27 protein-coding genes are annotated in these 26,564 nt (G+C 73.4%); 22 read left to right on the top strand and 5 right to left on the bottom strand.

The window, feature by feature from the left end; genetic code table 11:
- Positions 1 to 63 precede the first annotated feature (63 nt).
- From MON03_RS16700 to MON03_RS16690, 3 genes are read left to right on the top strand one after another with little or no spacing between them, the layout of a single operon-like run.
- Entirely contained in the window at positions 64 to 1,188 is a 1,125-nt protein-coding gene (locus MON03_RS16700) for a Gfo/Idh/MocA family protein (RefSeq protein WP_242089593.1), read from the top strand.
- Positions 1,185 to 1,952 carry a ThuA domain-containing protein gene (locus MON03_RS16695; protein WP_242089591.1) on the top strand — a complete coding sequence of 256 codons (768 nt, stop codon included), beginning with the start codon at positions 1,185 to 1,187 and terminating at the stop codon, positions 1,950 to 1,952. The genes MON03_RS16700 and MON03_RS16695 overlap by 4 nt, the downstream gene beginning before the upstream one ends.
- A complete protein-coding gene (locus MON03_RS16690; protein WP_242089589.1) occupies positions 1,949 to 3,133 on the top strand; it encodes a GAF domain-containing protein in 1,185 nt (394 codons plus the stop codon). Before MON03_RS16695 ends, MON03_RS16690 begins: the two co-directional genes overlap by 4 nt.
- Before the next feature lie 105 nt (positions 3,134 to 3,238).
- On the opposite strand, the gene MON03_RS16685 is transcribed toward MON03_RS16690, so the two are convergent.
- On the bottom strand, positions 3,239 to 3,682 hold the full coding sequence (locus MON03_RS16685; protein ID WP_242089587.1) for a hypothetical protein: 444 nt from the start codon (positions 3,680 to 3,682) through the stop codon (positions 3,239 to 3,241).
- Positions 3,683 to 3,781: 99 nt separating this feature from the next.
- Here MON03_RS16685 and MON03_RS16680 point away from each other — a divergent pair, with 99 nt between their 5' ends.
- The 8 genes from MON03_RS16680 to MON03_RS16645 all read left to right on the top strand — a co-directional run bounded on the left by MON03_RS16680 (position 3,782) and on the right by MON03_RS16645 (position 10,754).
- Complete coding sequence (locus MON03_RS16680) at positions 3,782 to 4,525, top strand: ScbR family autoregulator-binding transcription factor (RefSeq protein ID WP_242089585.1); 744 nt, start codon at positions 3,782 to 3,784, stop codon at positions 4,523 to 4,525.
- Between the two features lie 89 nt (positions 4,526 to 4,614).
- Positions 4,615 to 5,490, top strand: coding sequence for a phosphotransferase (locus MON03_RS16675; protein ID WP_242089584.1), 876 nt, complete (start codon positions 4,615 to 4,617; stop codon positions 5,488 to 5,490).
- 75 nt (positions 5,491 to 5,565) lie between these two features.
- A complete protein-coding gene (locus MON03_RS16670; RefSeq protein ID WP_242089582.1) occupies positions 5,566 to 6,177 on the top strand; it encodes a DUF6197 family protein in 612 nt (203 codons plus the stop codon).
- On the top strand, positions 6,174 to 6,836 hold the full coding sequence (locus MON03_RS16665) for a DinB family protein (protein ID WP_022904698.1): 663 nt from the start codon (positions 6,174 to 6,176) through the stop codon (positions 6,834 to 6,836). Before MON03_RS16670 ends, MON03_RS16665 begins: the two co-directional genes overlap by 4 nt.
- A 206-nt stretch (positions 6,837 to 7,042) precedes the next feature.
- Positions 7,043 to 7,690, top strand: coding sequence for an ABC transporter permease (locus tag MON03_RS16660; RefSeq protein WP_175328355.1), 648 nt, complete (start codon positions 7,043 to 7,045; stop codon positions 7,688 to 7,690).
- 100 nt (positions 7,691 to 7,790) lie between these two features.
- Complete coding sequence (locus tag MON03_RS16655; protein ID WP_242091483.1) at positions 7,791 to 9,005, top strand: ABC transporter ATP-binding protein; 1,215 nt, start codon at positions 7,791 to 7,793, stop codon at positions 9,003 to 9,005.
- Positions 8,998 to 9,762: an ABC transporter permease gene (locus MON03_RS16650; RefSeq protein ID WP_175328354.1), complete on the top strand. Its 765-nt coding sequence runs from the start codon at positions 8,998 to 9,000 to the stop codon at positions 9,760 to 9,762. The genes MON03_RS16655 and MON03_RS16650 overlap by 8 nt, the downstream gene beginning before the upstream one ends.
- Complete coding sequence (locus tag MON03_RS16645; protein ID WP_242089580.1) at positions 9,759 to 10,754, top strand: glycine betaine ABC transporter substrate-binding protein; 996 nt, start codon at positions 9,759 to 9,761, stop codon at positions 10,752 to 10,754. The genes MON03_RS16650 and MON03_RS16645 overlap by 4 nt, the downstream gene beginning before the upstream one ends.
- 57 nt (positions 10,755 to 10,811) lie before the next feature.
- Here the strand turns inward: MON03_RS16645 and MON03_RS16640 are convergent, their stop codons facing one another.
- Positions 10,812 to 11,426: a TetR/AcrR family transcriptional regulator gene (locus MON03_RS16640; RefSeq protein ID WP_204620593.1), complete on the bottom strand. Its 615-nt coding sequence runs from the start codon at positions 11,424 to 11,426 to the stop codon at positions 10,812 to 10,814.
- A gap of 57 nt (positions 11,427 to 11,483) precedes the next feature.
- On the opposite strand from MON03_RS16640, the gene MON03_RS16635 reads away from it, so the two are divergent.
- Positions 11,484 to 12,011, top strand: coding sequence for a GNAT family N-acetyltransferase (locus tag MON03_RS16635; protein ID WP_022904692.1), 528 nt, complete (start codon positions 11,484 to 11,486; stop codon positions 12,009 to 12,011).
- Positions 12,012 to 12,180: 169 nt separating this feature from the next.
- Here MON03_RS16635 and MON03_RS16630 read toward each other — a convergent pair whose 3' ends face one another.
- A complete protein-coding gene (locus MON03_RS16630) occupies positions 12,181 to 12,456 on the bottom strand; it encodes a hypothetical protein (RefSeq protein ID WP_022904691.1) in 276 nt (91 codons plus the stop codon).
- A gap of 104 nt (positions 12,457 to 12,560) precedes the next feature.
- Here MON03_RS16630 and MON03_RS16625 point away from each other — a divergent pair, with 104 nt between their 5' ends.
- The 3 genes from MON03_RS16625 (at position 12,561) to MON03_RS16615 (ending at position 15,215) form a co-directional block, all read left to right on the top strand.
- A complete protein-coding gene (locus MON03_RS16625; protein WP_022904690.1) occupies positions 12,561 to 13,232 on the top strand; it encodes a hypothetical protein in 672 nt (223 codons plus the stop codon).
- A 90-nt stretch (positions 13,233 to 13,322) separates the two neighbouring features.
- The gene (locus MON03_RS16620; RefSeq protein ID WP_242089577.1) at positions 13,323 to 14,768 is read left to right on the top strand and encodes a phytoene desaturase family protein; all 1,446 of its coding nucleotides are present in this window, start codon (positions 13,323 to 13,325) and stop codon (positions 14,766 to 14,768) included.
- 3 nt (positions 14,769 to 14,771) lie between these two features.
- On the top strand, positions 14,772 to 15,215 hold the full coding sequence (locus tag MON03_RS16615; protein ID WP_242089575.1) for an SRPBCC family protein: 444 nt from the start codon (positions 14,772 to 14,774) through the stop codon (positions 15,213 to 15,215).
- Positions 15,216 to 15,279: 64 nt separating this feature from the next.
- On the opposite strand, the gene MON03_RS16610 is transcribed toward MON03_RS16615, so the two are convergent.
- The gene (locus MON03_RS16610; RefSeq protein ID WP_242089573.1) at positions 15,280 to 16,098 is read right to left on the bottom strand and encodes a shikimate 5-dehydrogenase; all 819 of its coding nucleotides are present in this window, start codon (positions 16,096 to 16,098) and stop codon (positions 15,280 to 15,282) included.
- 76 nt (positions 16,099 to 16,174) lie between these two features.
- On the opposite strand from MON03_RS16610, the gene MON03_RS16605 reads away from it, so the two are divergent.
- The gene (locus MON03_RS16605; protein ID WP_242089571.1) at positions 16,175 to 17,113 is read left to right on the top strand and encodes an NADP-dependent oxidoreductase; all 939 of its coding nucleotides are present in this window, start codon (positions 16,175 to 16,177) and stop codon (positions 17,111 to 17,113) included.
- 76 nt (positions 17,114 to 17,189) lie between these two features.
- Positions 17,190 to 18,614, top strand: coding sequence for an L-serine ammonia-lyase (locus MON03_RS16600; RefSeq protein ID WP_242089569.1), 1,425 nt, complete (start codon positions 17,190 to 17,192; stop codon positions 18,612 to 18,614).
- Here the strand turns inward: MON03_RS16600 and MON03_RS16595 are convergent.
- Positions 18,595 to 18,858: a hypothetical protein gene (locus MON03_RS16595; RefSeq protein WP_242089567.1), complete on the bottom strand. Its 264-nt coding sequence runs from the start codon at positions 18,856 to 18,858 to the stop codon at positions 18,595 to 18,597. The genes MON03_RS16600 and MON03_RS16595 overlap by 20 nt on opposite strands.
- Positions 18,859 to 18,941: 83 nt before the next feature.
- On the opposite strand from MON03_RS16595, the gene MON03_RS16590 reads away from it, so the two are divergent.
- The 5 genes from MON03_RS16590 to MON03_RS16570 are packed head-to-tail and all read left to right on the top strand — an operon-like array spanning position 18,942 to position 26,534.
- Positions 18,942 to 19,154 carry a hypothetical protein gene (locus MON03_RS16590; RefSeq protein ID WP_022902565.1) on the top strand — a complete coding sequence of 71 codons (213 nt, stop codon included), beginning with the start codon at positions 18,942 to 18,944 and terminating at the stop codon, positions 19,152 to 19,154.
- 39 nt (positions 19,155 to 19,193) lie between these two features.
- Positions 19,194 to 20,882, top strand: a complete 1,689-nt coding sequence (locus tag MON03_RS16585) for a bifunctional 3'-5' exonuclease/DNA polymerase (protein WP_175328346.1) — start codon at positions 19,194 to 19,196, stop codon at positions 20,880 to 20,882.
- A 33-nt stretch (positions 20,883 to 20,915) separates the two neighbouring features.
- The gene (locus MON03_RS16580; RefSeq protein WP_242089565.1) at positions 20,916 to 21,722 is read left to right on the top strand and encodes a phosphatase PAP2 family protein; all 807 of its coding nucleotides are present in this window, start codon (positions 20,916 to 20,918) and stop codon (positions 21,720 to 21,722) included.
- A 10-nt stretch (positions 21,723 to 21,732) separates the two neighbouring features.
- Complete coding sequence (locus MON03_RS16575; protein ID WP_242089563.1) at positions 21,733 to 23,361, top strand: serine/threonine-protein kinase; 1,629 nt, start codon at positions 21,733 to 21,735, stop codon at positions 23,359 to 23,361.
- Positions 23,362 to 23,396: 35 nt separating this feature from the next.
- Positions 23,397 to 26,534 (top strand): GH92 family glycosyl hydrolase, encoded by a 3,138-nt coding sequence (locus MON03_RS16570; protein WP_242089561.1) that lies wholly within the window; start codon positions 23,397 to 23,399, stop codon positions 26,532 to 26,534.
- Positions 26,535 to 26,564: the final 30 nt, after the last annotated feature.

The raw sequence follows: 26,564 nt of genomic DNA, 5'->3' as shown, positions 1-26,564 counted from the left end.
ACAGAACCCCGACACGCCGCCGGTCGTATCGATTCGACCCGCGCTCCGACTAGCGTTGACAGCATGTCGACGACGACACCAACGGACACCACACCACCCCTGCGCGTCGGGGTGATCGGCCTCGGCTTCGCCGGCACCACGCACCTCGACGCCTACACCGCGCTGCCCGGGGTCGAGGTCATCGCGCTCGCCGGCCAGGAGACCGACCGGCTGCACGAGCTCGCCGACTCCCGAGGCGTACCGAACCGGTACGCGGACTGGCAGGACCTCGTCGCCCGCGACGACCTCGACATCGTGTCGATCGGCGTCCCGAACGCCCTGCACCACCCGATCGCGGTGGCGGCGCTCGAGTCCGGCAAGCACGTCTTCTGCGAGAAGCCGCTCGCCACGACGGGCGACCAGGCGCAGGAGATGGTCGACGCCGCCGTGCGGAACGACCGCGTGCTCGAGGTCGCGTACAACCACCGCCGACGCGCGGACGTGCAGTTCCTCAGCGACCACCTCGCGCAGCGCGACGCCGACGGCAACGGCCCGCTCGGGCACGTCTACCACGCACGTGCGAGCTGGCTGCGACGAGCCGGGATCCCCGGCATCCGGAGCTGGTTCGCGAACAAGGAGACCGCGGGTGGCGGTCCGCTCATCGACCTCGGCTCGCACGTGCTCGACATCGCCCTGCACCTGCTCGGGGAACCGCGCGTCGTGACCGCGAGCGCCGTGGCCTACGACGAGCTCGGCAGCGCCGGTCGGGGCGGGAGCGACCGCGACCCGGTGTCCGCCGCCACCGGGCGCCCGTTCGACGTCGAGGACTTCGCGAACGCACTGCTCCGGTTCGAGGACGGGTCGAGCCTGCAGCTCCAGGCGAGCTGGGCCAGCTACTCGAAGGACGTCGAGGACATCGAGGTCGAGCTGCTCGGTTCGACCGGTGGTGCCCGCCTGTTCGTCCGTGACTACGCCACCGAGGGCACCGTGACGCTGTACTCCGACGAGCAGGGCGTGCCGACGGTCACCCGGCCGGGTGTGCGCGTCCCCGCCGGACACCACCAGCGCGTCATCGAGGAGTTCCTCACCGCGGTCCGCTCCGGTGACCACGCGGGGCACCACGGAGAGTTCGCACTGCACCGCAGCCGTGTCGTCGACGCGATCTACGCGTCCGCTGCTGCGGGTCGAGAGATGGAGGTCGTCGCATGAGCGAGGTCGCACCCAGGATCGTCGTCTGGAACGAGAACGTGCACGAGAGCCGCGGCGACGCGACGGTCATCGGGCACTACCCGGACGGCATGCACGCCGTGATCGCGGCGGCGCTCCGCGAACTCCTGCCCGGCGCCGAGGTCGGCACCGCGACCCTGCAGGAGCCCGAGCACGGCCTGACCGCGGAACGCCTGGCGCAGACGGACGTGCTGTTCTGGTGGGGGCACGCCGCCCACGACGAGGTCGCCGACGAGGTCGTGGAGCGCGTGGTCGACGCCGTGCACGCGGGCATGGGCCTCGTGGTGCTGCACTCCGGTCACTACTCGAAGCCGTTCAAGCGCCTGATGGGTACGACGTGCTCGCTCAAGTGGCGCAACGACGGGCAGGACCGTGAACTCGTCTGGACGATCGCCCCGAACCACCCGATCGCGCAGGGCGTCCCGCACCCGATCGTCATCGACCAGCAGGAGATGTACGGCGAGTTCTTCGACATCCCGCGCCCCGACGAGGAGGTCTTCCTCTCGACCTTCACGGGCGGCGAGGTCTTCCGTTCCGGTGTCGCGTACCGCCGGGGCCTCGGGCGGGTGTTCTACTTCTCGCCCGGCGACCAGGAGTACCCGGTGTACCACCACCCGGACGTGCAACGGGTCCTCGCGAACGCCGCGCAATGGGCGGCGCCGGTGTCCGAACGCCGTGAGCTGACCGCTGACCCCCACCCTCGGGGATGGTTCACCACGGACGGTGCGGGTACACAGGGGGTGTGACCCAGCACGACCCCGCGCACCTTGACCCCGCGCACCTCGACCCCGCGCACCTCGACCCCGCAGCCCGGCGCTCCGCCGTCGTCGAGGCGCTCGGGGTGCTCGGCAGCGGCCCCGAGGAGCGGTTCGACCGGATCACCCGGATGGCGCAGGAGGCCTTCGGGGTCCCGCTGACCTTCCTCAACCTCGTGCACCAGGACGTCGTGACCACGCAGTCGACCTTCGGCTGGCAGCAGGGCACGAGCGTCCCGGCCGAGGAGCAGTTCTGCGCGACGACGGTCCTGACGCCGGAGCCGATGGTCATCGCGGACACGACGCTCGACCCGCGCTTCGCCACGACGGCCGCGGTCGCCGAGCACGGGGTCCGCTTCTACGCGGGCGCCCCGCTCACGATGCTCGACGGCACCCGGGTCGGCACGCTCTGCATCATGGACGCCCAGCCGCGCACGTTCAGCCCCGAGGACGTCGCCCTGCTGCAGGACCTCGCGCACTGGGCGGAGCGCGAGCTCGGCCAGGCCGTCGACCGACGTCGTGTCCGTCGGGTCCTGGACGGCCTGGCTCCCGAGCCCCCCGTCGCGCCCGGCGTCGTCGTCGAGTCGGTCGTCGTGCAGCCGGACACCGGGGGTGGCGACGTGGTCGACCACCGGACGGCCGCTGACGGCGCGGTGCACCTGACGGTCGGCACCGTGTCCGCCGGCCGCGCCTCGGCGCTGCTCGCCTCCACCGTCCGCGGCGCCGTGGCGGCACGGACGGACCAGCCGCTCGACGCGGCGGTCGCCGGCCTGGAGGCGCAACTCGCCCCCGATCTGTCGGTCGCCGGCGCGGTCGCCACGCTCGCACACGCGCGGCTCGACCCCGGGTCGGGTCGCGTCGACCTCGTCGACCTCGGGCACGGTCTGGCGGCCGTGGTGCGGGACGACGGCCGGGTCGAGGAGCTCCGGTCCCCCGGCCTCCCGGTCGCGCTGCAGCCCTCCGGCTCCTCCCGCCGTCCGGTGACCGCGGAGCTCGCGGCCGGGGACGTCCTCGTGCTGTGCTCGGACGGGGCCGTCGCGCTCGCGGGAGTCGAGGACCTGGCACACCTCGCCCGGATCGTCGCGGCCGAGGGCGTCGGAGCCGTGCGCGACCTGCTGCCCGACGACGACCCCACGGCCGCGGTCGCCGTCACCACGGCACGACGGACCTGAGCCGCCGCGCACCGGCCGCATCCCGCCGCCCCGGGAAGGCGCCGGCCGAGTCGGCGCGGGTCAGGTCCGCACGGGTCAGGGCCGCACGGGTCAGCGTCGCACGGGTCAGCGCCCGCCGCGGCGGTCGGTCGCGCCGGCCGGTCCGGTGAGCGACACGACGAGGAGCGTGGCGAGCATGCCGACACCCGCGAGCTCGATGCCGAGCCCCAGCAGCATCCAGTAGGCGCTGCCGACGACCTGGGGCTGCGTGACGGCGTCCGGCCACCAGGAGTCGATGAGGGGGAAGGTGCTCGGGAACGGGTCGAGTCCGAACACCACGAGGCCCCCGAGCAGCAGGGCGATCCCGACTCCCGCCATCGCGGCCCGCGAACGCCGGAGCATCCGGGCGACCAGGGCGGCGGCGACCGCGGCGAGTCCAAGGACGGCGACGAGGAACGCCGTCACGACGACGGCCTGCGGCGCCAGCGCGAACCAGTCGAGGACGGCCACGGGCAGCAGCAGCCACGAGCCCGTCCGGGCCAGGAGCGCCGGGTTCGTCCACGCCTGCATGCCGACGACGCTAGGGCACCCGCGCTGGACGGCGCCCGGAGGTCCGCTGTGACCCGGCCGGACAGCCCCGGATCGGTAGCATCGCCTCGGAGGTCGTGCATGGCAGAGGACGGACGCTCCCGGCAGCGGCGCGCCGTCGCGACCCGGGCGGCCATCATCGAGGGCGCCGCGAAGGAGTTCGACGAGCGCGGCTACGTCGGCGCCTCGATGGACGGGGTCGCCGAGCGAGCCGGCGTGACCAAGGGGGCGCTCTACTTCCACTTCACGTCGAAGGCCGACCTCGCCGCCGCGGTGGTCGCCCGGCAGCACGAGGTGTCCCGTGCCTACGCCGAGGTCGCGCACGCCCGCGGCCGCACCCCGCTCGAGTCGATGATGTGGATGTCGCAGGGCCTCGCGGTCCAGATGACCACGGAGACGGTCGTCAGCGCGGGCATCCGGCTCTCCACCGAACCCGCGGGCAACGGCATCGACCGGCAGGACCCGTACACCGACTGGATGCGGATCACGGCAGACCTCTTCCGCGAGGCCATCGCGGTGGGCGAGGTCGACGCCCGCTGGGACCCGGCGCTCATCGGGCGCGTGGTGAGCCCGGCGTACACCGGTGTGCAGACGGTCTCGGACGTCCTCGCCGGTCGGAGCGACCTGTTCGAGCGACTCCGCGAGCTCTGGACGGTGCTCCTCGCCGCCTTCGTGACCGAGTGCACGCGGCCCGAGATCCCCCGCCTGGTCGCGATCATCGCTCCGGACGCAGCGATCACCCCGGACGCAGCGGTCGTCGCGGACCCCGACGAACCCGACGGTGACGCGGGTCCCCCCAGGGCCACCCACGTCACCTCGGGATGAGGATACCAACCGGTACGTTCTCGCTCAGGCCCCCGTTCACGGGGACCGAACGGCGTGGCACCGGGGATCGGCGGGGGTAGCCTCGTCCGGTGCCGACCCCCGCCGCCGAGGTGCACGTCGACGTCCCGCTCGTCCGGACGCTGCTCCGCGCCCAGCACCCCGACCTCGCCGCGCTGCCGCTCGAGGTCGCCGCGAACGGCTGGGACAACGTGCTCGTGCGGCTCGGGGACGACCTCGCCGTCCGACTCCCCCGACGGGCCGCGGCAGCCCGGCTCATCGAGCACGAGCAACGATGGCTGCCGGAGATCGCACGTCGCGTCGCGCCGGTGGTCCCCGTCCCCGCCCCGGTCCGCACGGGCGAGCCGGGGCCGGGCTACCCGTGGTCCTGGAGCATCGTCCCCTGGCTCCCCGGCACGGCAGCGGGCACCCGGCCAGGTGGACCCCGGGTCGGCGAGGCGCTCGCCGCCTTCCTCGGACTCCTGCACGCGCCCGCCCCCGCGGACGCGCCCGTGAACCCGGTCCGGGCCGTCCCGCTCGCGGACCGGTCGAAGGCGGTGCTCCACCGGCTCGCGACCTCGGACGTGCCGCGGGCCCGCGAACTCGCTGCTGCCTGGCGGACGGCCGCCGACCTGCCGACGTCCACCGAGCCTCCCGTCTGGGTGCACGGCGACCTGCACCCCTTCAACCTGCTCGTCGAGCCCGGCCCCGACGGTGACCGCCTGTCGGCGGTCGTCGACTTCGGCGACGTGACCGCCGGCGACCGGGCCGTGGACCTCGCGACCGCCTGGTTGACGCTCGACCGGGAGGTCCGCTGCGGCTTCCGGACAGCCCTGGCCGTCGACGACGTGACCTGGGGACGCGCCCGCGGCTGGGCCGTCGCGATCGCGTCCGCCCTGCACCAGTCCTCCGACCCGGCGTTCCGCGCGGTCGGCCGTCGTGCGATCGACGCGTTGCTCGACGACTGAGGGCTGTTGCGCTGCCCGCACCCGGAGTTACCCTGACCCCCACACATCCGTGCACGTGAAGATCGGAGGGGCCTGATGACCCTCGAGTTCCGCGTCCAGCACGACGTCGCCACCGACGCCTCCCCCGTCCCCAGCCCACCCGCACGCCGAGGACTCCGCGGCCTGCTCGACCGCTACGCCGAACACCGCGCAGTCGTCCGGACCCGCCGGGCCGAGGCCCGCATCGAGGAACTGCGCGACCTCGAACAGCTCCTCTCCGGTGCCCGGGACGTCATCGAACGGGGCTGGATCCAGCACGCCTGGTTCGCCTACCTCGACGACCACGGGCGCATGCGCAAGGCCTCGAGTGCGTCCGCCGTCGGCGTGCAGGGTCGCCCGCTCGTGGGCGCCTGCCTCGTCGGCTCGGTCGTCTACGCCGCCGGTGGTCCCGCCGCGGTGCACTCGCAGCGGGTCCAGCGCGCCCTCGACCTCGTCTGGAACGCGCTCGCCGTCGAGGAGGGCTCCCCGGTCCTGTGGTGCCCGGCCCCGGACGTCCGGATGGCGCGGGTCCGCGACCTGACGAGCTGGAACGACCAGGCCGCCCGCACCGCCGCGGACGTCTCGGGCCTGCTCCTCACCGCCGAGCGCGTGGCCGTCCAGGAGTCGGCGCGCGTGCAGGAGCACAGCACGGCACGATCGAGGGCATGAACGACGACGTCCCCGACACCGTCCCCGAGGTCCGCCCCGCGGCCCCGGGGACGGCCGTCGCCGACCGCGCGGTGACCGGTTCCGAGAAGGAGACCCTGCACCGGTACCTCCGCAAGCACCGGGCCGCCCTGCTCGCCAAGGTGGAGGGACTCGCCGAGCGCCAGGCACGGTGGCCGCTCACCCCGACGGGCACGAACCTCCTCGGGCTGGTGAAGCACGTCGCCGGGGTCCAGGCCGGCTACTTCGGCGAGGTGTTCGGCCGTCCGCTGCCGGACGCGCCGGCCTGGCTGGAATCGTGGGAGGGCGACGACATGTTCGCCGGTCCGGACGAGACCATGGCCGACGTCATCGCGTTCCACCACCGGAGCGCTGCCCACGCGGACGCGACGATCGAGGCACTCGACATCGACGCCCGCGGCACCGTGCCGTGGTGGCCCGAGGACCGCCGGTCGGTATCGCTCCACCAGGTGCTCGTGCACATGGGGTACGAGGTCGCGCGGCACGCGGGGCACGCCGACATCGTCCGCGAGATGCTCGACGGCACCGCGGGTGACGGCGACGGCAACCTCGCCGAGAAGACCCCGGCTGAGTGGGTCGCGTGGCGCGAACACCTGGTCGAGGTCGCCGAACGGGCAGGACTGCGCGACCTGAGCGCATAGCCGACCACTGCTCGGTATCGTTACCGATCTCCCAGGGTCGGTCGGGATCACACGGCCTGACCTGGGGTTTTCGTTACGCGTCGGGCGCTGGATACGCCCGTACCGAACATTTGCAGATGTACAAGAAGCGATGTGCTGCGTAGCTTGGTCGGCGTTCGTGCCCCATCCGGTGGGTACTTCGGCCGACCAGGGAGGAGCGCCCACCCGTGTTCCAGTACGTCGTGGAGCGATGGGACCAGATCTGGTTCTCCTCGTGGCAGCACTTCTCGCTGGTGGTCCAGTGCGTCGTCCTCGCCACCGTCATCGCCGTGGTGCTCGCCGCACTCGTCTACCGCATCCCCGGCCTCCGTGCCGCCGCGAACGAGGTGTCGACCGTCGGGTTGACGCTGCCCTCGTTCGCCGTCATCGGCCTGCTGCTCGTGCCGCTCGGCTTCGGCGTCGTGCCGTCCGTCGTCACGGTCACGTTCTTCGCGGCACTGCCGATCCTGCGCAACGCGGTCGTCGGGCTGGGGGAGATCCCCGACACCGTCGTCGAGTCCGCCCGGGGCATCGGCATGGGCCGGTTCCGGACACTCGTGCAGGTCGAGCTGCCGATGGCGTGGCCGATCATCCTCACCGGCGTGCGGGTGTCGGCGCAGATGGTGATGGGCGTCGCCGCGGTGGCCGCGTACGCGCTCGGCCCCGGCCTCGGCGGCTTCATCTTCTCCGGGCTCTCCCGTCTCGGCGGCGCGAACGCCCTGAACTCCGTGGTCGTGGGCACCGTGGGCGTGGTCCTGCTCGCCCTGGTCCTCGACCTCCTGCTCCTCGGCCTCGGCCGCCTGACCATCTCGCGAGGAATCCGTGTCCAGCACTGAACGCACCAGCACCGACAAGGCCGGCACCGCCCAGCACGGCACCGGCACCGGCACCGGCCAGCACGGCGCCACCGTCGACCCGGCCGTCACCGGCCGCGGCATCCTGCTCGACGAGGTCACGAAGCGCTACCCGGGCCAGGCGAAGCCCGCGGTCGACGGCATCACGCTCGAGATCCCGGCAGGCAAGGTCGTCATGCTCGTCGGCCCGTCGGGCTGCGGCAAGACCACCACGCTCAAGATGATCAACCGCCTGATCGAGCCCACCGAGGGACGCATCGTCGTCGGTGAGGACGACGTCACGAACATCGACGGCGACGAACTGCGCCGCCGCATGGGCTACGTGATCCAGGCCGGAGGACTCTTCCCACACATGACGGTCGCGGCGAACATCGCGATCGTGCCGAAGATGCTCGGCTGGTCCAAGGAGAAGATCGCCGCGCGCGTCGACGAGCTGCTCGACCTCGTCTCGCTCGACCCCGACACCTACCGCGACCGCTACCCGCGTGAGCTGTCGGGCGGCCAGCAGCAGCGCGTCGGCGTGGCCCGGGCGCTCGCCGCCGACCCGCCCGTCCTGCTGATGGACGAGCCGTTCGGCGCGGTCGACCCGATCACCCGGCAGCGGCTGCAGGACGAGCTCCTGCGCATCCAGGAGGAGCTGCACAAGACGATCGTCATCGTCACGCACGACTTCGACGAGGCCGTGAAGCTCGGCGACTGGATCGTCGTGTTCTCCGAGGGCGCCCACATCGTGCAGTACGACACCCCGGAGCGCATCCTCGCCGAGCCCGCGAACGAGTTCGTGGAGAACTTCATCGGCTCGGGCGCCGGCCTCAAGCAGCTCACGCTGAACCGGGTGCGCGACGTCGAGGTCGAGTCGGCCGTGACCTGCTCGCCCGGAGAAGAGGCGAAGGCCGTCCTGCAACGGATGCGCGAAGCCGGCGGTCACGGGCACGCGGTGGTCGTGGACCGTCGCCAGCGGCCGATCGGCTGGCCGACCCGACGCCAGCTCGAGCGGCTCGAGCGGATTCCCGAGGGCATCGACCCCGACCTGCCCGTGGTGGGCGAGGCCGCGACCCTGAACGACGCGCTCGACACCATGCTCGTGTCGAGCGCCGGTGCCGCCATCGTCACCGGCCGCCGGGATGCGTTCCGCGGGGTCATCACCGTCGAGACCGTGATGGACGCCATCACGAAGTCGCGCGCCGCCGCGGCCGAGGAGCAGGCGTACACGCCGGTCGGCACGAACACGAACCCGATCGAGACGATGCCGTCCGCACCGGCACCGGCCGCCGACACGGAGCGTACCGATGACTGACGTCGTCGCAGCCGGCACCGACCGCCCCACGCGCGTCTCGTGGCGCGGGCTCGTCGTGCAGCCGGTCGTCATCCTCCTGGTCCTCGTGGCGTTCGTCGTCTGGCTGAACACCGCGGACCTCACGCCGACCGAGCGGACCACGCTCAACCCGGCGGACATCCTCGCCCTGACCGGGCAGCACCTGTACCTGACGCTCGCGTCGACGGTCATCGTGCTCGTCATCGGGATCCCCCTCGGCGTGCTCCTGACCCGCGGGCCGTTCCGTCGGGCGAGCGGTGCGATCCTCGCCGTCGCGAACGTGGGGCAGGCAGCGCCGGCCGTCGGCCTCGTGGTGCTGCTCGCGGCGTGGCTCGGCTTCAACTCCTGGGCGGCGATCGTCGCCCTCGTCCTCTACGCGATCCTGCCCGTGCTCCGGAACACGATCATCGGCATCGAGAGCGTCGACCAGCGGCTCGTCGAGGCAGGACGGGGCATGGGCATGAGCGCCGCGTCCGTCCTGTTCAAGGTCGAACTGCCGCTCGCGGTCCCGGTGATGCTCGCCGGCATCCGCACCGCCCTCGTGCTGCTCGTCGGCTCCGCGGCCCTCGCCACCTTCATCGGCGCCGGCGGCCTCGGACTGCTCATCACGACCGGCGTGAACCTCTTCCTGCCGAAGGTGCTCGTGTCCGGGGCGCTCCTCATCGCCCTCCTCGCGCTGTCCATCGACTGGGTGGGCCGGATCGTCGAGACCGTCGCACGACCGAAGGGACTCCGATGAAGCGCCGCTCCGTCGCCGCCGCCGTCCTCGCGGGGGCATCCGCCCTCGCCCTCACCGGCTGCGGTCTCCAACCCGCCGCGTCGTTCGTGCCCGCCGCCGGGCCCGGCACGATCGAGCGCATCGACGACCTGCCCGAGGGCGCCCACATCACGGTGACGTCGAAGAACTTCACCGAGCAGCTCGTGCTCGGGAAGATCGCGGTGCTCGCCGCGAAGGCCGCCGGGTTCGACGTCACCGACGAGACGAACGTGCCGGGCAGTGTCGCCGTCCGCCAGCTCATGACCGGGCACCAGGCCGACATGACCTACGAGTACACCGGCACCGCGTGGCTGACGTACATGGGACACGAGGCCGGGATCCCGGACAAGCAGGAGCAGTACGAGGCCGTCCGGAAGGAGGACGCGGGCAACGGACTGACCTGGCTGCCGCCCGCGCCGATGAACAACACGTACGCGTTCGCGGTGCGCGAGGAGGCCGTGGAGGAGCTCGGCGGGATCACGAAGCTCTCGCAGATCGCCGACCTGCCGGCCGACCAGCGGACGTTCTGCGTCGAGTCCGAGTTCAACTCGCGTGCCGACGGCTTCAAGCCCATGCTCAAGAAGTACGACCTGCAGGTCGGCGGCTCCGGGGAGTCCGCGATCCCGGCCGGGAACGTCGACATCCTCGACACCGGCACGGTCTACACCGCCACCGACCGCGGCAAGTGCAACTTCGGCGAGGTCTTCACGACCGACGGCCGCATCAAGTCGCTCGGCCTGCAGGTGCTCGAGGACGACCGCGGGTTCTTCCCGGCGTACAACGTCGCGCCCGTGCTCTCCACGGAGACGCTCGAGGAGTACCCGCAGCTCGCGGACGTCTACGACCAGATCTCCCCGAAGCTCACCGACGCGGTCCTGCAGGAGCTCAATCGTCAGGTGGACGTCGAGGGCCGCGAGCCCGCGGACGTCGCCTTCGACTGGATGACGAAGGAAGGGTTCATCAGCAAGGGCTGACGCGACCAGGAGACGGACTGGAGGCACGGTGTCAGCTGGCACCGTGCCTCCAGTCCGTCAGTCGGTCGCGATCCGCGACGCCGTGTCGCGGATCAGGGCGACCATCCGTCCCCGCACCTCGTCCGGGGCGGTGTCCGCGTCGCGTGCGGCGGTGCGGAGTGCCGTCATGCACATGCCGAGCAGCATCTCCGCAGCCTGCGGGGTCGCGGCCTCCGGACCCCACGCCGGATCGCGTTCCAGCACGGTGCGGACCGCACCGACCATGGCCTCGGACACCGAGGTCATCCGATTGACCTGCCGACGGATCAGCTGCGGGAACCGCACGACGAGCTCCTTGCGGGCCGTCCGCTCGGCCTCGTCCGCGAAGGTCTCCCCGAACACCAGGAACGCGAGGTCGACGACCGCCTGCGCCGCCGGTTCGCCGTCGACCGTCTCGAGGTGCGCGGCCAGTGCCTCCGGGGAGAGGTCGAGCTCGGTGTGCCCGAGGACGGCGTCCTCCTTCGAGTCGAAGTAGTTGAAGAACGTGCGGGGCGAGACGTCCGCCCGCGCGGCGATCTGCTCGATCGTGGTGTGGTCGATCTCGTGCTCGAGCGCCAACGACCGGGCCGACTCGGCGATGCGTCGTCGCGTCTCGATGCGCTTCCGGTCGCGCAGACCCATGGTCTCGGGCATGCCTCGACTGTAACCGCCCGTGGACGCCGCGGCGGTGACGTGCATATCGTCGGGTCCGTGGCGGCGTTCGGACGGGACCTCGGGGACGGGTGCACGCTGACGCTGCGCGACCTGACCACGGTCGAGCCGCTGCACGGCCTCGTCGTCGCCAACCTCGACCGGCTCCGGGCCGCGGAGCCGTGGGCGTGGCAGGACCAGAGCGTCGAGACGATCGCCATGCACACCGAGCACCTGCTCGGGCAGTACGCGATGGACCGCTCGCTGCCGTGCGTCATCCGGTCGGACGACCGTGTCGTGGGGGCCGCGTCGCTCGCCTTCGACCCGTACCTCGGGCAGGCGTCGCTCGGCTGGTGGATCGACGCCGGCCTGGAGGGACGGGGGATCGTCCGACGGGCGGCCACCGTGCTCATCGGGGTCGCCCGGGCGCGCGGGTGTGCGCGGGTCGAGATCCGGACGGCGGTCGACAACGCGCGGAGCCGCGGCCTCGCCGAGCGGCTCGGCTTCGTGCACGAGGGGACCCTGCGGAGCGCGATGCCCCTCGGGCCGCGGCGGGTCGACGTGGCGGTGTACGGGCTCGTGCTCTGACGCGCGCGGGCGCGGTGCGGTGCCGCGGTGCCGCAGTGCCGTGGTGCGCTTCGCGTCCGCACAACCGAAGTCACAGCGAACCGCGGTTCTCCGCGGTTCCGAGTGCTTTTGGTTGTGCGGCGTGCAGCGCCGAGCGCCGAGCGTCGCCCGCCGAGCGCCGAGCGCGGTGTCAGCGGCCGGTGGTCGCCCCGTGCCACACGGCGAACGACCCACCGATGACGAGCAGCGCGCCGACGAAGATCCACACCGCGAGCGCGACGAGGTTGAGCAGGATGCCCCAACCCGCCCGTCCCCGCGCCATCGGTTCGCGCGACCGTGAGGCGATGCCGAGGCACAGCCCGACGACGGGCGCGAAGAACGTCCAGCCCGCGAGGAGCGAGCAGATGCCGAGGACGAGGCTGGCCGTCCCGAGGCCGGTACGGGGAGCAGTCGGGTACGTGGTCATGGCTCCGACACTACGGACGCCGTGGTGGCGCGTCGTCCGTCCGGGTGCTGATCCCGGGTCCGCCCGGCGGTTGACGGTCACCGGACGCCGGTATCGTCGTGGGCATGGCCCTGTTCGGACGACGCAGCAAGAACGACGTGCGCGACCGACCCGTCAGCCAGGTCGAGCTGAAGCGTGCCGTCGACGAGGGCTTCCTCATCGCGAAGGCCGCGATCGTCGTGGCGGTGGCGAACCGCATCATCACGAACGCCCTGCGCGACCAGGGGTACTTCGACCACGCGCTCATCGCCGACGCCGCCCGGCAGGAACTCCACCGGATGGCCGAGGAGCAGCGCGGCGACGCCGCCCGGATGCGGGAGATCCGCGCCACGTCGAGCAAGCAGAAGGGCCGTTCGCGGCACCAGCACGACTACCGGCGCGGCGACGACCTGAAGCTCCGCACGCGCGAGGCCACGTACGAGCAGCTCGCGGACCTGCTCGACCGGCGCCGGGACGACCAGAAGTTCGTCGACGGCATCGTGCTGCAGGCCCGCGCCCGCGCCTGGGACGACATCGGCACCACCGTCGTCGGGCGGCTCGGGTGGGCGCAGCGCCCGGCGGACGACTACGAGGTCGGCCGTGACGAGCGCCTGCAGCAGCTGCTCGACGAGGACTTCGCCACCCTGCTCGCCGAGCACCCCGTGGGTTCGACCGCCCCGGACGCCGACGAGCCCGACGACGCCGACGGCGACGAGGACGGATCCGACCCGGCGGACGCTGACACCGCGCGCACCTGAGCGGGGCGCGACACCACGGCCCGCCCGGCATCCGCGCCTGACGACCAGCCCTGAACCCCTCCGCACCTCGCGGTCCCTAGGCTCGGACCCATGGTGGATGCGGTGGTGGTCGGAGCCGGACCGAACGGACTCGCGGCAGCGGTGACCCTGGCACGCGCCGGGCTCCGCGTCGAGGTCGTCGAGCGGAACGACACGATCGGCGGGGGAGCCCGCACCGCCGAGCTCACCCTGCCCGGCTTCCGGCACGACGTCTGCTCCGCCGTGCACCCGATGGCGCTGCAGTCGGAGTTCTTCCGGGCGTTCCGGCTCGAGGACCGCATCGAGCTGCGCCTCCCGGAGGTGCAGTACGGGCACCCGCTCGACGGCGGCCGCGCGGGCATCGCCCACCGCGACCTCGCGGAGACGGCTGCCTCGCTCGGAGCCGACGGCCCGGCGTTCCACCACCTCATGGCGCCGCTCTCGCGGAACGCCGACCAGGTGGCCGACTTCGCGACCGACGCGCTCCTGCACGTGCCGCGGCACCCGCTGACGGTCGCCCGCTTCGGTCTCCGTGCGCTCGAGCAGGGCACCCGCGCGTGGAACGCCCGCTTCCGGGAGGACGTGGCGCCGGCCATGGTGACCGGCGTCGCGGCGCACTCCATCCAGCACGTGCCGTCGTTGTCGACCGCCGCGGCGGCGCTGTCGCTCGGGTCGTACGCCCACGCCCGCGGGTGGCCGGTGCCGATCGGCGGCAGCCAGGCGATCGTCGACGCGCTCGCCGCGGACCTCCTCGCGCACGGGGGCACGATCGAGACCGGGCGCGACGTCACGAGCCTCGGCGACCTGACGCCGGCGAAGGCGGTGCTGTTCGACACGAGCGTGCCCGGGATGCTCCGGATCGCCGGCACGCAGATCCCGACACCGCGGCGCGGGGTGCTCCGCCGCTTCCGCTTCGGCAACGCGGCCGCGAAGGTCGACTTCGCGCTGTCCGGGCCGGTCCCGTGGGAGAACGAGCAGCTCCGGAAGGCCGGGACGGTGCACATCGGCGGGACGCGCGCCGAGATCGCCGAGGCCGAGGGAGCGGTGGCTCGCGGGCAGCACGCCGAGCGGCCGTACGTCCTCGGTTCCGAGCCCACGGTGGTGGACCCGAGCCGGGCACCGGCCGGGAAGCACGTCTTCTGGGCGTACGCGCACGTCCCCGCCGGGTCCGACGTCGACCAGACCGAGGCGGTCACCCGGCAGATCGAACGGTTCGCTCCGGGGTTCCGCGACGTCGTCCTGCAGGCGTCCAGCCGCACCGCGGTCCAGATGGCCGAGTACAACCCGAACTACGAGCGCGGCGACATCGCCGCGGGGGCCGCGAGCTTCTGGCAGCTCGTCAAGCGCCCGGTCCTGTCGTCGGACCCGTGGCGGATGGGCGGCGGCATGTACCTGGCGTCGCAGAGCGCGGCGCCCGGCCCCGGAGTGCACGGCATGGCCGGCTGGCACGCGGCCAAGAGCGCCCTGCGCCACACGTTCGGCCTGCCCGCCGACGTCGATCTCGCACCGGAGGACTGATCCATGGCGAAGAACGTCCGCATCCTGCACTGCCGCCCGGAGGACGTCTTCGACGTGTTCCGCGACGGCTGGCTCTACACGACCTGGGTGGTCGGCGCATCACGGATGCGCGGCGAGGACCCGGGATGGCCGGCGGTCGGCAGCCGGATCCACCACTCCTTCGGCGTCTGGCCGATCGTGATCGACGACACGACGACCGTGGAGGTCTGGGACCCGCCCCGCGCGATGACGATCCGGCCGGAAGGCTGGCCGATGGGCGAGGCCCGCGTCGAGTTGACGGTCGAGGAGCACCGGCGGGGCTGCAAGGTCACGATCGTCGAGAACGCGATCGCGGGGCCCGGATCGCACGTCCCCGACGTCCTGATGCAGCCGGCGATCTGGGTGCGGAACCGCGAGACGCTGCGGCGGCTCGGCTGGGTCGCAGCGGGTCGCGCCGGGCGCGACTGAAGGACGGCCTGGAGGCCCGTGGCGGCGCCGCCACGGGCCTCCAGGCCGACGCGCTGGACCGCCGCTACTCGGCGCGGCTGAACTCGCTCGCGCGACGCACCTGGTCGTCCGTCAGTGCGACGCCCGTGTACCGCTCGAACTGGCGGGCCGCCTGGAGGGCGATGACCTCAGCGCCCGTGATGACGTGCTTGTCAGCAGCTCGGCCGGCGCGCACCAGCGGCGTCTCCGACGGGAACGCGACCACGTCGAAGACGGTGTGCGCGGCCGCGACGCGCTCGTCCACGAACGCGAGCGTGTCCTCGTCGTCGCCCCGCATCCCGAGCGGGGTGACGTTCACGAGGACGTCGGCCGCACCGGCATCGCGCTCGTCGGCGACCCGCTCGTAGCCGTACTGCGCAGCGAGGGCCGGGCCGGTGTCGTCGTTCCGTGCGACGACGGTCAGGTGCTCGAACCCGGCGCCGCGGAACGCCGCCGTCACGGCCTTGGCCATGCCGCCGGACCCGCGCAGCAGCACCCGGGAGGCACGGTCCACGTCGTGGCTCGCGAGCAGGGACGCCACGGCCTCGTAGTCGGTGTTCGACGCGGTGAGGACCCCGTCGTCGTTCACGACCGTGTTCACGGACTGGATCGCCTCCGCCGACTCCTCGATGACGTCGACGAGCGGGATGATCGCCTCCTTGAAGGGCATCGACACCGAGCAGCCGCGGATGCCGAGCGCCCGGATCCCCGCGACGGCGCCGGGCAGGTCGGTCGTCGTGAACGCCTTGTAGAGGAAGTTCAGCCCGAGTTCGTCGTACAGGAAGTTGTGGAACCGGGTGCCGATGTTGCTCGGTCGGGCCGCCAGCGACATGCAGACCTGCATGTCCTTGTTGAGGATGGGCATGGCGCCAGTCTCGCACGCCGGTGCCGATGGAGCGGTCCATGGCCGGTGTCGACGGGCGGGGCGTAACGTCGTCGGCATGGCAGAGATCCCCGACACCATGCGCGCCGTCCGGTTCTCCGAGTGGGGTGACCGCTCCGTGCTGCACGTCGAGCAGGTCCCGGTCCCTCCGGTCGAGGCGGGCAGGGTGCTCGTCCGGGTGCGCGCCGCCGGCATCAACCCGGGGGAGGCGGCGATCCGCCAGGGACTCTTCGACGGCGAGGACCCGTCGAAGCTGCCCTCGGGGCAGGGCACCGACTTCGCGGGCATCGTCGTGGCGGTCGGTGCGGGCGTGGACGGCGTCGACGAGGGCGAGGAGGTCCTCGGCTGGTCGTGGGAGCGGTCGAGCCAGGCCGAGTACGTGTCGGTGCCGGCGGGCCAGGTCGTGCAGAAGCCGCACCTGCTCTCGTGGGAGGTCGCCGGCGGGCTCGACGTCATCGCGACGACCGCGGCAGCGGCCGTGCGTGCCGTGGACCCGCGGCCGGGGGAGACGGTCGTCGTGTCCGGGGCCGCCGGCGGCGTCGGCGGCTTCGTGACGCAGCTGCTCACGAACGAGGGGATCGACGTCATCGCGATCGCCTCCGAGGCGAACCACGACTGGCTCCGGTCGAAGGGCGCCCGGCCCGTGTCGTACGGCGACGGCCTGCAGGAGCGGATCAGGGAGCTGGCGACGAACGGTGTCGACGCGCTCATCGACACGTACGGCCCCGAGTACGTGCACCTCGGTGTCGCGCTCGGCGTCCCGGTGGACCGCATCGAGACGATCATCGCGTCCGAGGTCGCGGCGGAGCTCGGGGCGAAGGCTTCGGGCAGTGCGGACACCGCGGACCCGGAGATCCTCGGCGCACTCGCGATGCAGGTCGCCGACGGGGCGATCGAGGTCCCGATCGCCGGGACGTACCCGCTCGACCGGGTGCAGGACGCCTACGCCGAGCTCGAGCAGCGGCACACCCGCGGCAAGATCGTCCTCGTCCCGTAGCCGTCCGGGCCGGCTCCGACCCCCGCGGCCGCACGGGACCGGTCGTCCGTCCGTCCGGACGGGCTAGTGTGGCGGCGTGCCGGTCTCCGTCTTCGATCTGTTCAGCATCGGTGTCGGCCCGTCGAGCTCCCACACCGTGGGGCCGATGCGCGCCGGGGCCGCCTTCGCCGCCGGGCTGCCCGACGCCGGCGCCGCCGCGGTCCGTGTGGACCTCTACGGCTCCCTCGCCTCGACCGGGCACGGGCACGGGACGCTCGGTGCGGTCGCGGCCGGGCTGGCCGGGGCCGACCCGGAGACGGTCGACCCGGACCGGATGGCGCTCGACCTTGCGGAGCTCGAACGAACGGGTACACTCCGCCTCGCGAACGGCACGAGCGTGCCGTTCCGGCTCGCGGACATCGTGCTCCACCCGTTGACGATGCTCCCGCGGCACCCGAACGGCATGCGGCTGCGGGCGACCGACGCCGACGGGGTCGTGCTCGCCGACGAGACGTACTACTCGATCGGTGGCGGGTTCATCACGCGCGACGGCGACGGCGACACCGACCGAGTCCCCGAGACCGCGAGCGGCGAGGTCGGCGGCGCCGAGGTGGCCGGCGCCGCGATCCCCGTCGACGACCACGTGCCGCACCCGTTCTCCAGCGGCGCCGAGCTGCTCGCCGAGTGCGCACGCTCCGGGCTGCCGGTGAGCGGGATCGCGCTCGCGAACGAAGTCGCCCTCGACACCTCGGAGGCAGCCGTCCGCGAGCGGCTCCTCGGTATCCACGCCGTGATGGAGCAGTGCGTCGAGCGGTCCGTCCGGCGGACCGGCACGCTCCCCGGTGGTCTCGACGTCCGGCGCCGCGCGGCGACCTGGTACGAGCAGCTCGTCCGGGACGACCCCGACCACGACCCGCTGTTCGCGATGGAGTGGGTCAACCTCGTCGCGATGGCGGTGAACGAGGAGAACGCGACCGGGGGCCGGGTCGTCACCGCCCCGACGAACGGCGCCGCGGGGATCATCCCGGCCGTCCTGTCCTACGCGCTCACCTACGTCCCCGAGGTCACGGCGGACCGTCGGGACGACGCCGTGGTGCGGTTCCTGCTGACCGCCGGCGCGGTCGGCTCGATCTACAAGGAGCGGGCGTCGATCTCCGGGGCCGAGGTCGGCTGCCAGGGCGAGGTCGGGTCGGCGGCCTCGATGGCCGCGGCCGGGCTCGCGGAGGTCCTCGGCGGCACCCCGGAGCAGGTCGAGAACGCGGCCGAGATCGCCATGGAGCACAACCTCGGTCTCACCTGCGACCCGATCGGCGGCCTCGTGCAGATCCCGTGCATCGAGCGGAACGCGATCGCGGCGAACAAGGCGATCAACGCGGCACGGATGGCCCTCCGTGGCGACGGCGTCCACCACGTGTCGCTCGACCAGGTCGTCGAGACCATGCGGCAGACGGGTGCCGACATGTCGACGAAGTACAAGGAGACCGCGATGGGCGGCCTGGCGGTCAACGTCCCCCTGTGTTGACCCGGACCTCGTCGACGCGGACCTCGTCGACGCGGACCTCGAGTCGGGCCTCGGTCGGGACGACCCGCGGCGCGCCGTCCTCGTCGAGCACCACGAGCGCGGTCGCTCCCGGGGTCGTGAGCTCGTCGACCACGGTGCCGACGTGGCGCTCGCCGCGGTCCTCGTAGCGGACGGTGGCGTTCACGGGGACCGCGTCAGCGGGGACCTCCAGCCACGCCTCGTGGTCGTCGATCGTCTGGTGCACCGCTCCATCATCGCGGGTTGTCCGGATAGCGCAGAATCGTCGAAGCTTCGTCAGGTTCATGGGCCGCGCGTACGGTCGGGTCCATGACCGAGCACGACGACCACCGGCACCCCGACCGCGACCACCTCGACGACGGCGTCGACATGACGTTCGAGGAGCGCCGACAGGACACCCTCCGCCGCATGTCCGGGTCCGACGCACACGACGCGGACCCCCGCGTCGAGGTCTCCGAGGCACCCGACGGTGACGTCCGCATCGACGTCGCGGACACCGCTGCGGTCCGCCCGGGGGAGTGACCGCGACCGACGGACGGCGGTGCACGGCATGATCGTCCCGTGCACCACGTCCTCAGCCGCGTCGACGGCAGCGTCTCCGCGACGCCGCTGACGGACGCGGGGACCGCCGACGGCGCGCCGGAGCGCTTCGCCGAGTCGAGCCTCCCGGCCTTCGTCGCAGCACACGACGGACCGGGCGTGCGCTGGGTGTGGGACGACACGGCGCGCTGGTACCCGGCCGTCCTGGCGGCCGGCGGCCGCGTCGCACGGTGCGTCGACCTGCGGCTCGGGCGCCGCGTCCTGCGGGGAGCGCTCGCGGCCCGCGGGACCGCGCTGCAGGCGGCACCCCTCGACGCGCTCGACGCGCCACCCGTCCTGGAGGCGCGCGCCGCCCAGCCGACGCACGCCCCGCTCTTCGACGACGCGCTGTTCGCCGCGCCGGTGCCGGACGACCCGCTGGACCCGGTCGCCGAGTTCCGGGCGCAGACGGCCGCGGTCGCCGCATCCTCGGCGCCCGGTGCCCTGCGGCTGCTCCTGACCGCGGAGTCGGCCGGCGCGCTCGTCGCGGCGGAGATGCTGCACGCCGGCCTGCCGTGGCGGGTGGACGTGCACGAGCGGCTCCTCGAACAGGAGCTCGGGCCGCGGGTGCCGTACGGCGTCCGTCCGCGTCGGCTCGAGGAGATCGCCGCGGTCATCCGCGAGCGCCTCGACGACCCCGCGCTCAACCCGGACTCGCCGGCCGACGTCCTGCGGGCACTGCGCCGGGCGGGGCTGACCGTGACGAGCACCCGGAAGTGGGAGCTCCGCGAACTCGACCACCCCGTCATCGAGCCGCTCCTGGAGTACAAGCGGCTCGCCCGCCTCCTCACCGCGAACGGGTGGACCTGGCTCGACGACTGGGTGCGCGACGGGCGGTTCCACCCGAAGTACGTCGTCGGCGGGGTCGTGACCGGTCGCTGGGCCGCGGACGGCGGGGGAGCGATGCAGCTCCCGAAGGGCATCCGGAGCGCCGTGGTGGCCGACCCGGGCTGGAAGCTCGTCGTCGCCGACGCGGCGCAGCTCGAACCGCGCGTGCTCGCCGCGATGGCGGGGGACCGCGCGATGGCCGCGGCGGGGGACGGGCGTGACCTCTACGACGGCGTGGTGGCATCGGGCGCGGTCGAGACCCGGCAGCAGGCGAAGGGGGCGATGCTCGGCGCGATGTACGGCGCGACCCAGGGCGAGGGCGGTCGGCTCGTGCCCCGGCTCGCCCGGGCGTTCCCGCAGGCCCTGGCCCTCGTCGAGCGTGCCGCCCGCGCGGGGGAGCGCGGCGAGCCCGTGACGACGCTCCTCGGGCGGACGTCACCCGTCCCTGATGCTTCCTGGTTCGAGGCGCGCAACCACGCGTACTCGGTCGAGGGCACCCCCGCGATGCAGCGGGCGGTGGAGTCGCGGGCCCGCAGCTGGGGGCGCTTCACCCGGAACTTCGTGGTGCAGGGCACGGCCGCCGAGTGGGCGCTCGCGTGGATGGGGGCACTGCGGACCCGCATCGCCGCGCGGTTCCCGGGGCCGGTCACCGCCGGGCCGCACCTGGTGTTCTTCGTGCACGACGAGCTCGTGGTGCACGCGCCCGAGCAGCACGCCGAGTGGGTCGCCGGGCAGGTCCGGTCGGCAGCGGTCGACGCCGGACGGCTGCTCTTCCGCGACTTCCCGGTCACGTTCCCGCTCAGCGTCGCGGTCGTCGACAGCTACGCCGACGCGAAGGACTGACCGCTCACACCGACCCTCGGGCAGGGTGGGTCGATGGACCAGACGCACGCGGAGACCCCCGACCAGCGGGTCGGTGACGTCGACCTGACCCGGTGGCGCACTCGAGCCGGTGCGACCGTCGCGGACGCGTGGGCATCGCTCGGGCACCGTTACGGCGCACTGCCCGTGCTCGTGCTCACGCTGGCGATCGGGATCGGCGTGGCCGTCACGGCGACCTGGGGCGCGTCCGAGGTCTACGACGCCGTCCGGGCCGGAGACGACGTCGCCGTGCTCGACCGCCCGGTGCTCGACTGGGTGCTCACCCTCCGGTCACCGACGGCGGACACCCTCGTCACGTGGTGGACGGACGTCGCCGGGACCATCGGCATGCCCATCGTCGCCGTGGGCTTCCTGGTCGGCTTCACGATCCAACGCCGGGCCTGGACGCCGCTCGTGCTGCTCGTCGCGGCGAGCGGTGGCTCGCTCCTCATGACGATCGCGGGCAAGGACCTGATCGGGCGGGCCCGACCGCCGCTGTCCGACGCGGTGCCCCCGTACGAGCACTCGGCGTCGTTCCCGTCCGGCCACACCCTCAACGCGACCGTGGTGGTCGGGACGATCGTCTACCTGCTCGTCCTCCGGCAGTCCCGGCTGGTCGTGCGGGTGTGGACGATCGCCGTCGGGACGGCGTTCGTCGTGTCGATCGGAGCGTCCCGGGTGTTCCTCGGGCACCACTGGCTCACCGACGTCCTGGCGGCGTGGGCGCTCGGGCTGGCCTGGCTCGCGCTCGTCGTCACGGCGCACCGGCTGTACCTGACGGCGCTGCGCCGGGGTGCGCGGCCCGTCAGGTCGCCCCGGTAGGTTGCCGGACATGGAGGAACGGGTCTTCGGCGGCAGGTACCGCGTCACCGGCACGCTCGGGCACGGTGGCATGGCGTCCGTGTACCGCGCGGTCGACGAGATGCTCGGGCGCGAGGTGGCCGTCAAGGTCTTCCGCATCGGGCCGGTCGACCACGGTGAGCGGGCACGGGCCGAAGCGGAGATCCAGGTGCTGGCGTCCCTCCGCAGCCCGGCGCTCGTCACCCTGTACGACGCCGCACTCGACGACGCCGACGGCGACTCGTACCTGATCATGGAGCTCGTGCCGGGCAGCGACCTGGCGACGAGACTCCGCGAGGGGCCGCTCGACACGGTGACGGCCGCCCGCGTGGGCGCGCAGATCGCCGACGGGCTCGCGGCGGCGCACGCGCAGGGGGTCGTGCACCGCGACGTCAAGCCCGCGAACGTCCTGCTCGAGTCCGACGGTCAGCACGTCAAACTCGCCGACTTCGGCATCGCGCTCCTGCGGGACTCCGCCCGGGTGACCGGGACGGGCACGGTGATGGGCACCGCCGCGTACATCGCGCCGGAGCAGGTGATGGGCCAGCCGATCACGGGCAAGGCCGACGTCTACGCCCTCGGCCTGGTGCTCCTCGAGACGCTGAGCGGGAAGCGACCCTTCCCCGGGAGCGCCGTCGAGTCCGCGACCGCGCGGCTGGCCCGCAGCCCGGAGATCGACCCGCACCTGCCGACGGCGTGGCGCACACTCCTGCACGTGCTCACGGCGACCGACCCGGACGACCGACCGACCGCGGCCGAGGCCGCCGACCGCCTCCGTGCCCTCGGCCGCGACGACGTCGCCCCGGCGACGCAGCTCCTGCCCGGCGCCCCGGGCGCGATGACCCGCGCCGGAGCAGCCGGAGCGGCGGGAGCAGCCGGAGCGGCCGGAGCGGCCGGGGTGGGCGCCGCTGCCGCTGCCGCTGCGGACGCCGCGGATCCCGACTCCGCCGGTGCCGCGACCGCCGCGATGGGGGCGACCGAGCCGATGGGCGCGGCGGACCGTCCCGAGGACGCGACCCGGGTGATGCCGGTGAGCCGTGCCTCCAGTGCGGACGACGTCGCGACGACGGTCCTCGGCGCCGCGGGCGCTGCCGGCGCTGCTGGCGGTGCCGGAGCCGGGGTGGCCGCCGCCGGCCGGGGTGGGTCCGCCGCGACCCCGCCGCGTGCCCCGGTTCCGCCGGCTGCCCGACCAGGTGACGACGAGCCGCGGCGGCGCCGGCGCGGCCCGATCGTCCTCGCGGTCGTCGTCGCACTGCTCGTCCTCGCCGGCATCGTCACCGCGGTGGTCGCCCTCGGGGGCGGCAGCCCGACGCCGGCGCCGACCGACAGCAGCACGAGTGCGCCGAGCGACGACCAGCCGAGCGAGCCCGCGCAGGAGCCCAGCGAACCGGAGCAGCAACCGAGCGAACCCGAGCAGCAGCCCAGCGAACCGGAGCAGCAACCGACCGAGGAGCAGCAGCCCTCGCAGGCCCCCGTGCCGACCACGCTGCCGGAGCCGTCGAGTCCGGCCTCGAACCCGGTCGAGAGCCCGCAGACCGGCGGCGGCCCCGCGTCCGACGCCGGGCCGGCGTCGGACGGCGGCCCGGGCAAGTCCGGCAAGGCCCCCGGGCACGACAAGTAGGTTTCGTCCACTCGGTGGACCAATAGGCTGGCCGGGTGGAAGAGCTGCAACGGAGCGGCGGGCCGACGACGGCCGTCGCAGCGCGGAACGGTGTCGGGTACTCGTCGGCGGAGGCCTGGGCCGTCGAACGACCGTCCGGCGGCGGTGTCGCCGAGGGCGTGGTCCCCGGGTGGTCCGGTCGCACGATCGCGCCGGGCGACGAACTGTCGTGGGTGTGGTTCCCGGAGCGGACCCTGCCCGACGGCCGCTCCGAGCCGACCGAGGCCGACCTCCCGCACTTCTGGGACGCCACGGCCTTCGCGCTCGACCTCGTCTGCACCGACGGCACGCGGCTGAGCAGCGTCGCGCACGACCAGTACGGCGACGCGCCGACGCCCGAGGCGCAGGACGCCGCCCGCAAGCAGTGGGTCGACCAGTGGAACCGTCGGGCGGTCGACCTCACCCCGCTCGCGGGTCGGGTCGTCGACCGCCTGGAGGCCCGGCTCGGCTCCGACGCGCAGCACCCGTCCGGCGACGGGGAGCGCCCGGCGCTCCGCGGCTGGCTCGACGACGTCCGGCTGGGTCCGGCACGGCCGGCCCCGACGACGCCGCTCGACCACGTCCGCACGACCCGGGGCACGCAGGCGTCGTCCCGGTTCTCGCGCGGGAACACCGCACCGCTCGTCGGGCTGCCGCACGGCGGGGTGTTCGGCCTGCCGATGACCGACGCGTCGAGCAACCGGTGGCCGTACGCGTTCCACGAGCACTCCCGGGTCGAGGGGGACCGGGTGCGTCCGGCGATCCAGGCCTTCGCCACGAGTCACATCCCGTCGCCGTGGATGGGCGACCGCGGGGTGTTCCAGGTCATGCCCTCGCCGCTCGACACCCCGGACCCCGACCGGACCGCCCGCGCGCTCGGGTTCGACCACGACGACGAGCAGGACGGCCCGCACCGCTACCGGGTCGCCCTCGACCACGGTGTCACGGCCGAGGTGACGGCGGGGGAGTTCGCCCTCGGCTTCCGCTTCACGGGCACGCGCAGCGTCGTGCTCGACCACCACGGCCGCGTGTCCGACGTCTCGGTGACGATCGCCGACGGGACGGCCGTCGTCGAGTGCCTCCTCGACGACCGCCCGGGCACCCCACCGCACCACGTCCACGTCCGGGTGCCCCGGGTCACGGCGGACCACACCGTCGTCGCCCAGGACGGACTGCGCGGGTGGCTCGCGGTCGACGGGGACGTCGACGTGCTCCTCGGCATCTCCACGGTGTCGATGGAGGACGCCCGCGCGAACCTCGACGCCGCCGGGGACGTCGACGCGATGCGCACCCACGCCGAGGACCGGTGGACCGCCGAGCTCGCGACGCTCGCCGTGGAGGGGGCGACGCCGGACCAGTTGACCTCGCTGTACTCGGGCCTGTACCGGCTGTTCCTCTACCCGAACCGTGCCGGCGAGACCGCGCTGGACGGCACCCCGCGTCACCGGTCCCCGTACGGCTCGGTGCAGGCGTCCCCGATCCGCGACGAGCCCGGACCCGAGGTCGTCGAGGGGCCGTTCACAACGACGAACGGGTTCTGGGACACGTACCGCACCGCGTGGCCGCTGCTCGGGCTCCTCACCCCGGAGACGGCGGGCGAGCTCGCGCAGGGCTTCGTCGAGCACCACCACGACGGCGGCTGGACGCCCCGGTGGAGCGCACCCGGCGCCGAGGACTGCATGACCGGCACCACGAGCGACACGGTCTTCGCGGACCTCGCCGCGAAGGGCGTCGACGGGTTCGACCTGCCGGCGGCGTACCGGAGCGCGGTGCGCAACGCGACCGTCCCGCCGCGCGACGAGCGTGTCGGTCGCAAGGGGAGCCTCCCGGGCGCCTTCCGCGGCCACGTCGACACCGCGACCCACGAGGGGATGAGCTGGACCCTCGACGCCGCGATCAACGACTGGGGGCTCGCGGTCATGGCGGACCTGCTCGCCGACCGCGCGACCACCGACGCGGACCGCGACCGGCTCCGGGCCGAGCACGAGTGGTTCGCCCGGCGCTCCCTGCAGTACCGGAACGTCTTCGACGCCGAACGCGGCTTCTTCATCGGACGAGACCCGGACGGCTCGTGGCGGATCGGCTCCGAGTTCGACCCGCGCGACTGGGGCGACGACTACACCGAGACGAACGCGTGGGGGACCGCCTTCACCGCGCCGCACGACGGCGCCGGGATCGTCGACCTGCACGGCGGTCCGGACCGGTTCGACGCCGCGCTCGACACGTTCTTCGCCACCGCGGAGACCGGCGCCACCGAGCGGTCCGGCTCCTACGGCTTCCCCATCCACGAGATGACCGAGGCCCGCGACGTGCGGATGGGCATGCTCGGGATGTCGAACCAGCCGGCGCACCACATCCCGTACTTCCCGATGTTCACGGGCCGGCACGACGACGCACACCGGGTCGTGCGGACGGCGCTCGAGCGGCTGTTCGTCGGCTCCGACCTCGGGCAGGGGTACCCCGGCGACGAGGACAACGGCGAGATGAGCGCCTGGTACGTCTTCGCCACGATCGGCCTCTACCCCCTGGCGCCGTCGACGGGCACCTACGTGCTCGTGCCGCCGTCGGTGCGTCGGACCGTCCTCCGTCCGGGCTCCTCGGACGGCAGTGCGACGCCGACCGTGATCGAGGTCGTGTCCGGGCCGGTGGGCGGGTACGTCGCGTCGGTCACCGTGGACGGGGCGCCCTGGGAGTCCGTCAGCATCCCGCACGAGGTCGTGGCCGCAGCGTCGACCATCGAGTTCACGCTGTCCGCGGAGCCCGCCGGCTGGGCGTCGGCCACGCGGCCGGTCTCCGCGTCCGAGGTGCACGGGTACCGGGACGTCCCGGTCGACCTGCTGCCCGTCGGGTCCTCACCGCTGAGCGACGACACCGGGCGGACCGCGACGGCGCTCGCCGCGGGGGCGTCCGTCACGTTCGCGGTGCCGTCGGTGCCGGTGTCGCTCTACACGGTCACGGTCGAGACGCCCGGGAGCTACTCGTGGGACGTGGCGCTCGGGTCAGGGTCGTCAGCGGTCCGCGAGGCGGAGTTCGACCGGGCCGGCCAGACCCGGGTCTTCCGCCTGGAGGGCGCCGGGTCGGCGTTCACGTTCTCCGCCGTCACGGACGTCGCCGTCACGCAGCTCGAGCTGATCGCGGCGGACGGACAGCGTTGACCCGCCGTTCACCGTCCCGGAGCATGCTCG

The organism is Curtobacterium sp. DN_7.5 (assembly GCF_022655355.1).
GTDB lineage: Bacteria > Actinomycetota > Actinomycetes > Actinomycetales > Microbacteriaceae > Curtobacterium > Curtobacterium luteum.
This window is presented reverse-complemented; position numbering and strand designations above follow the sequence as displayed.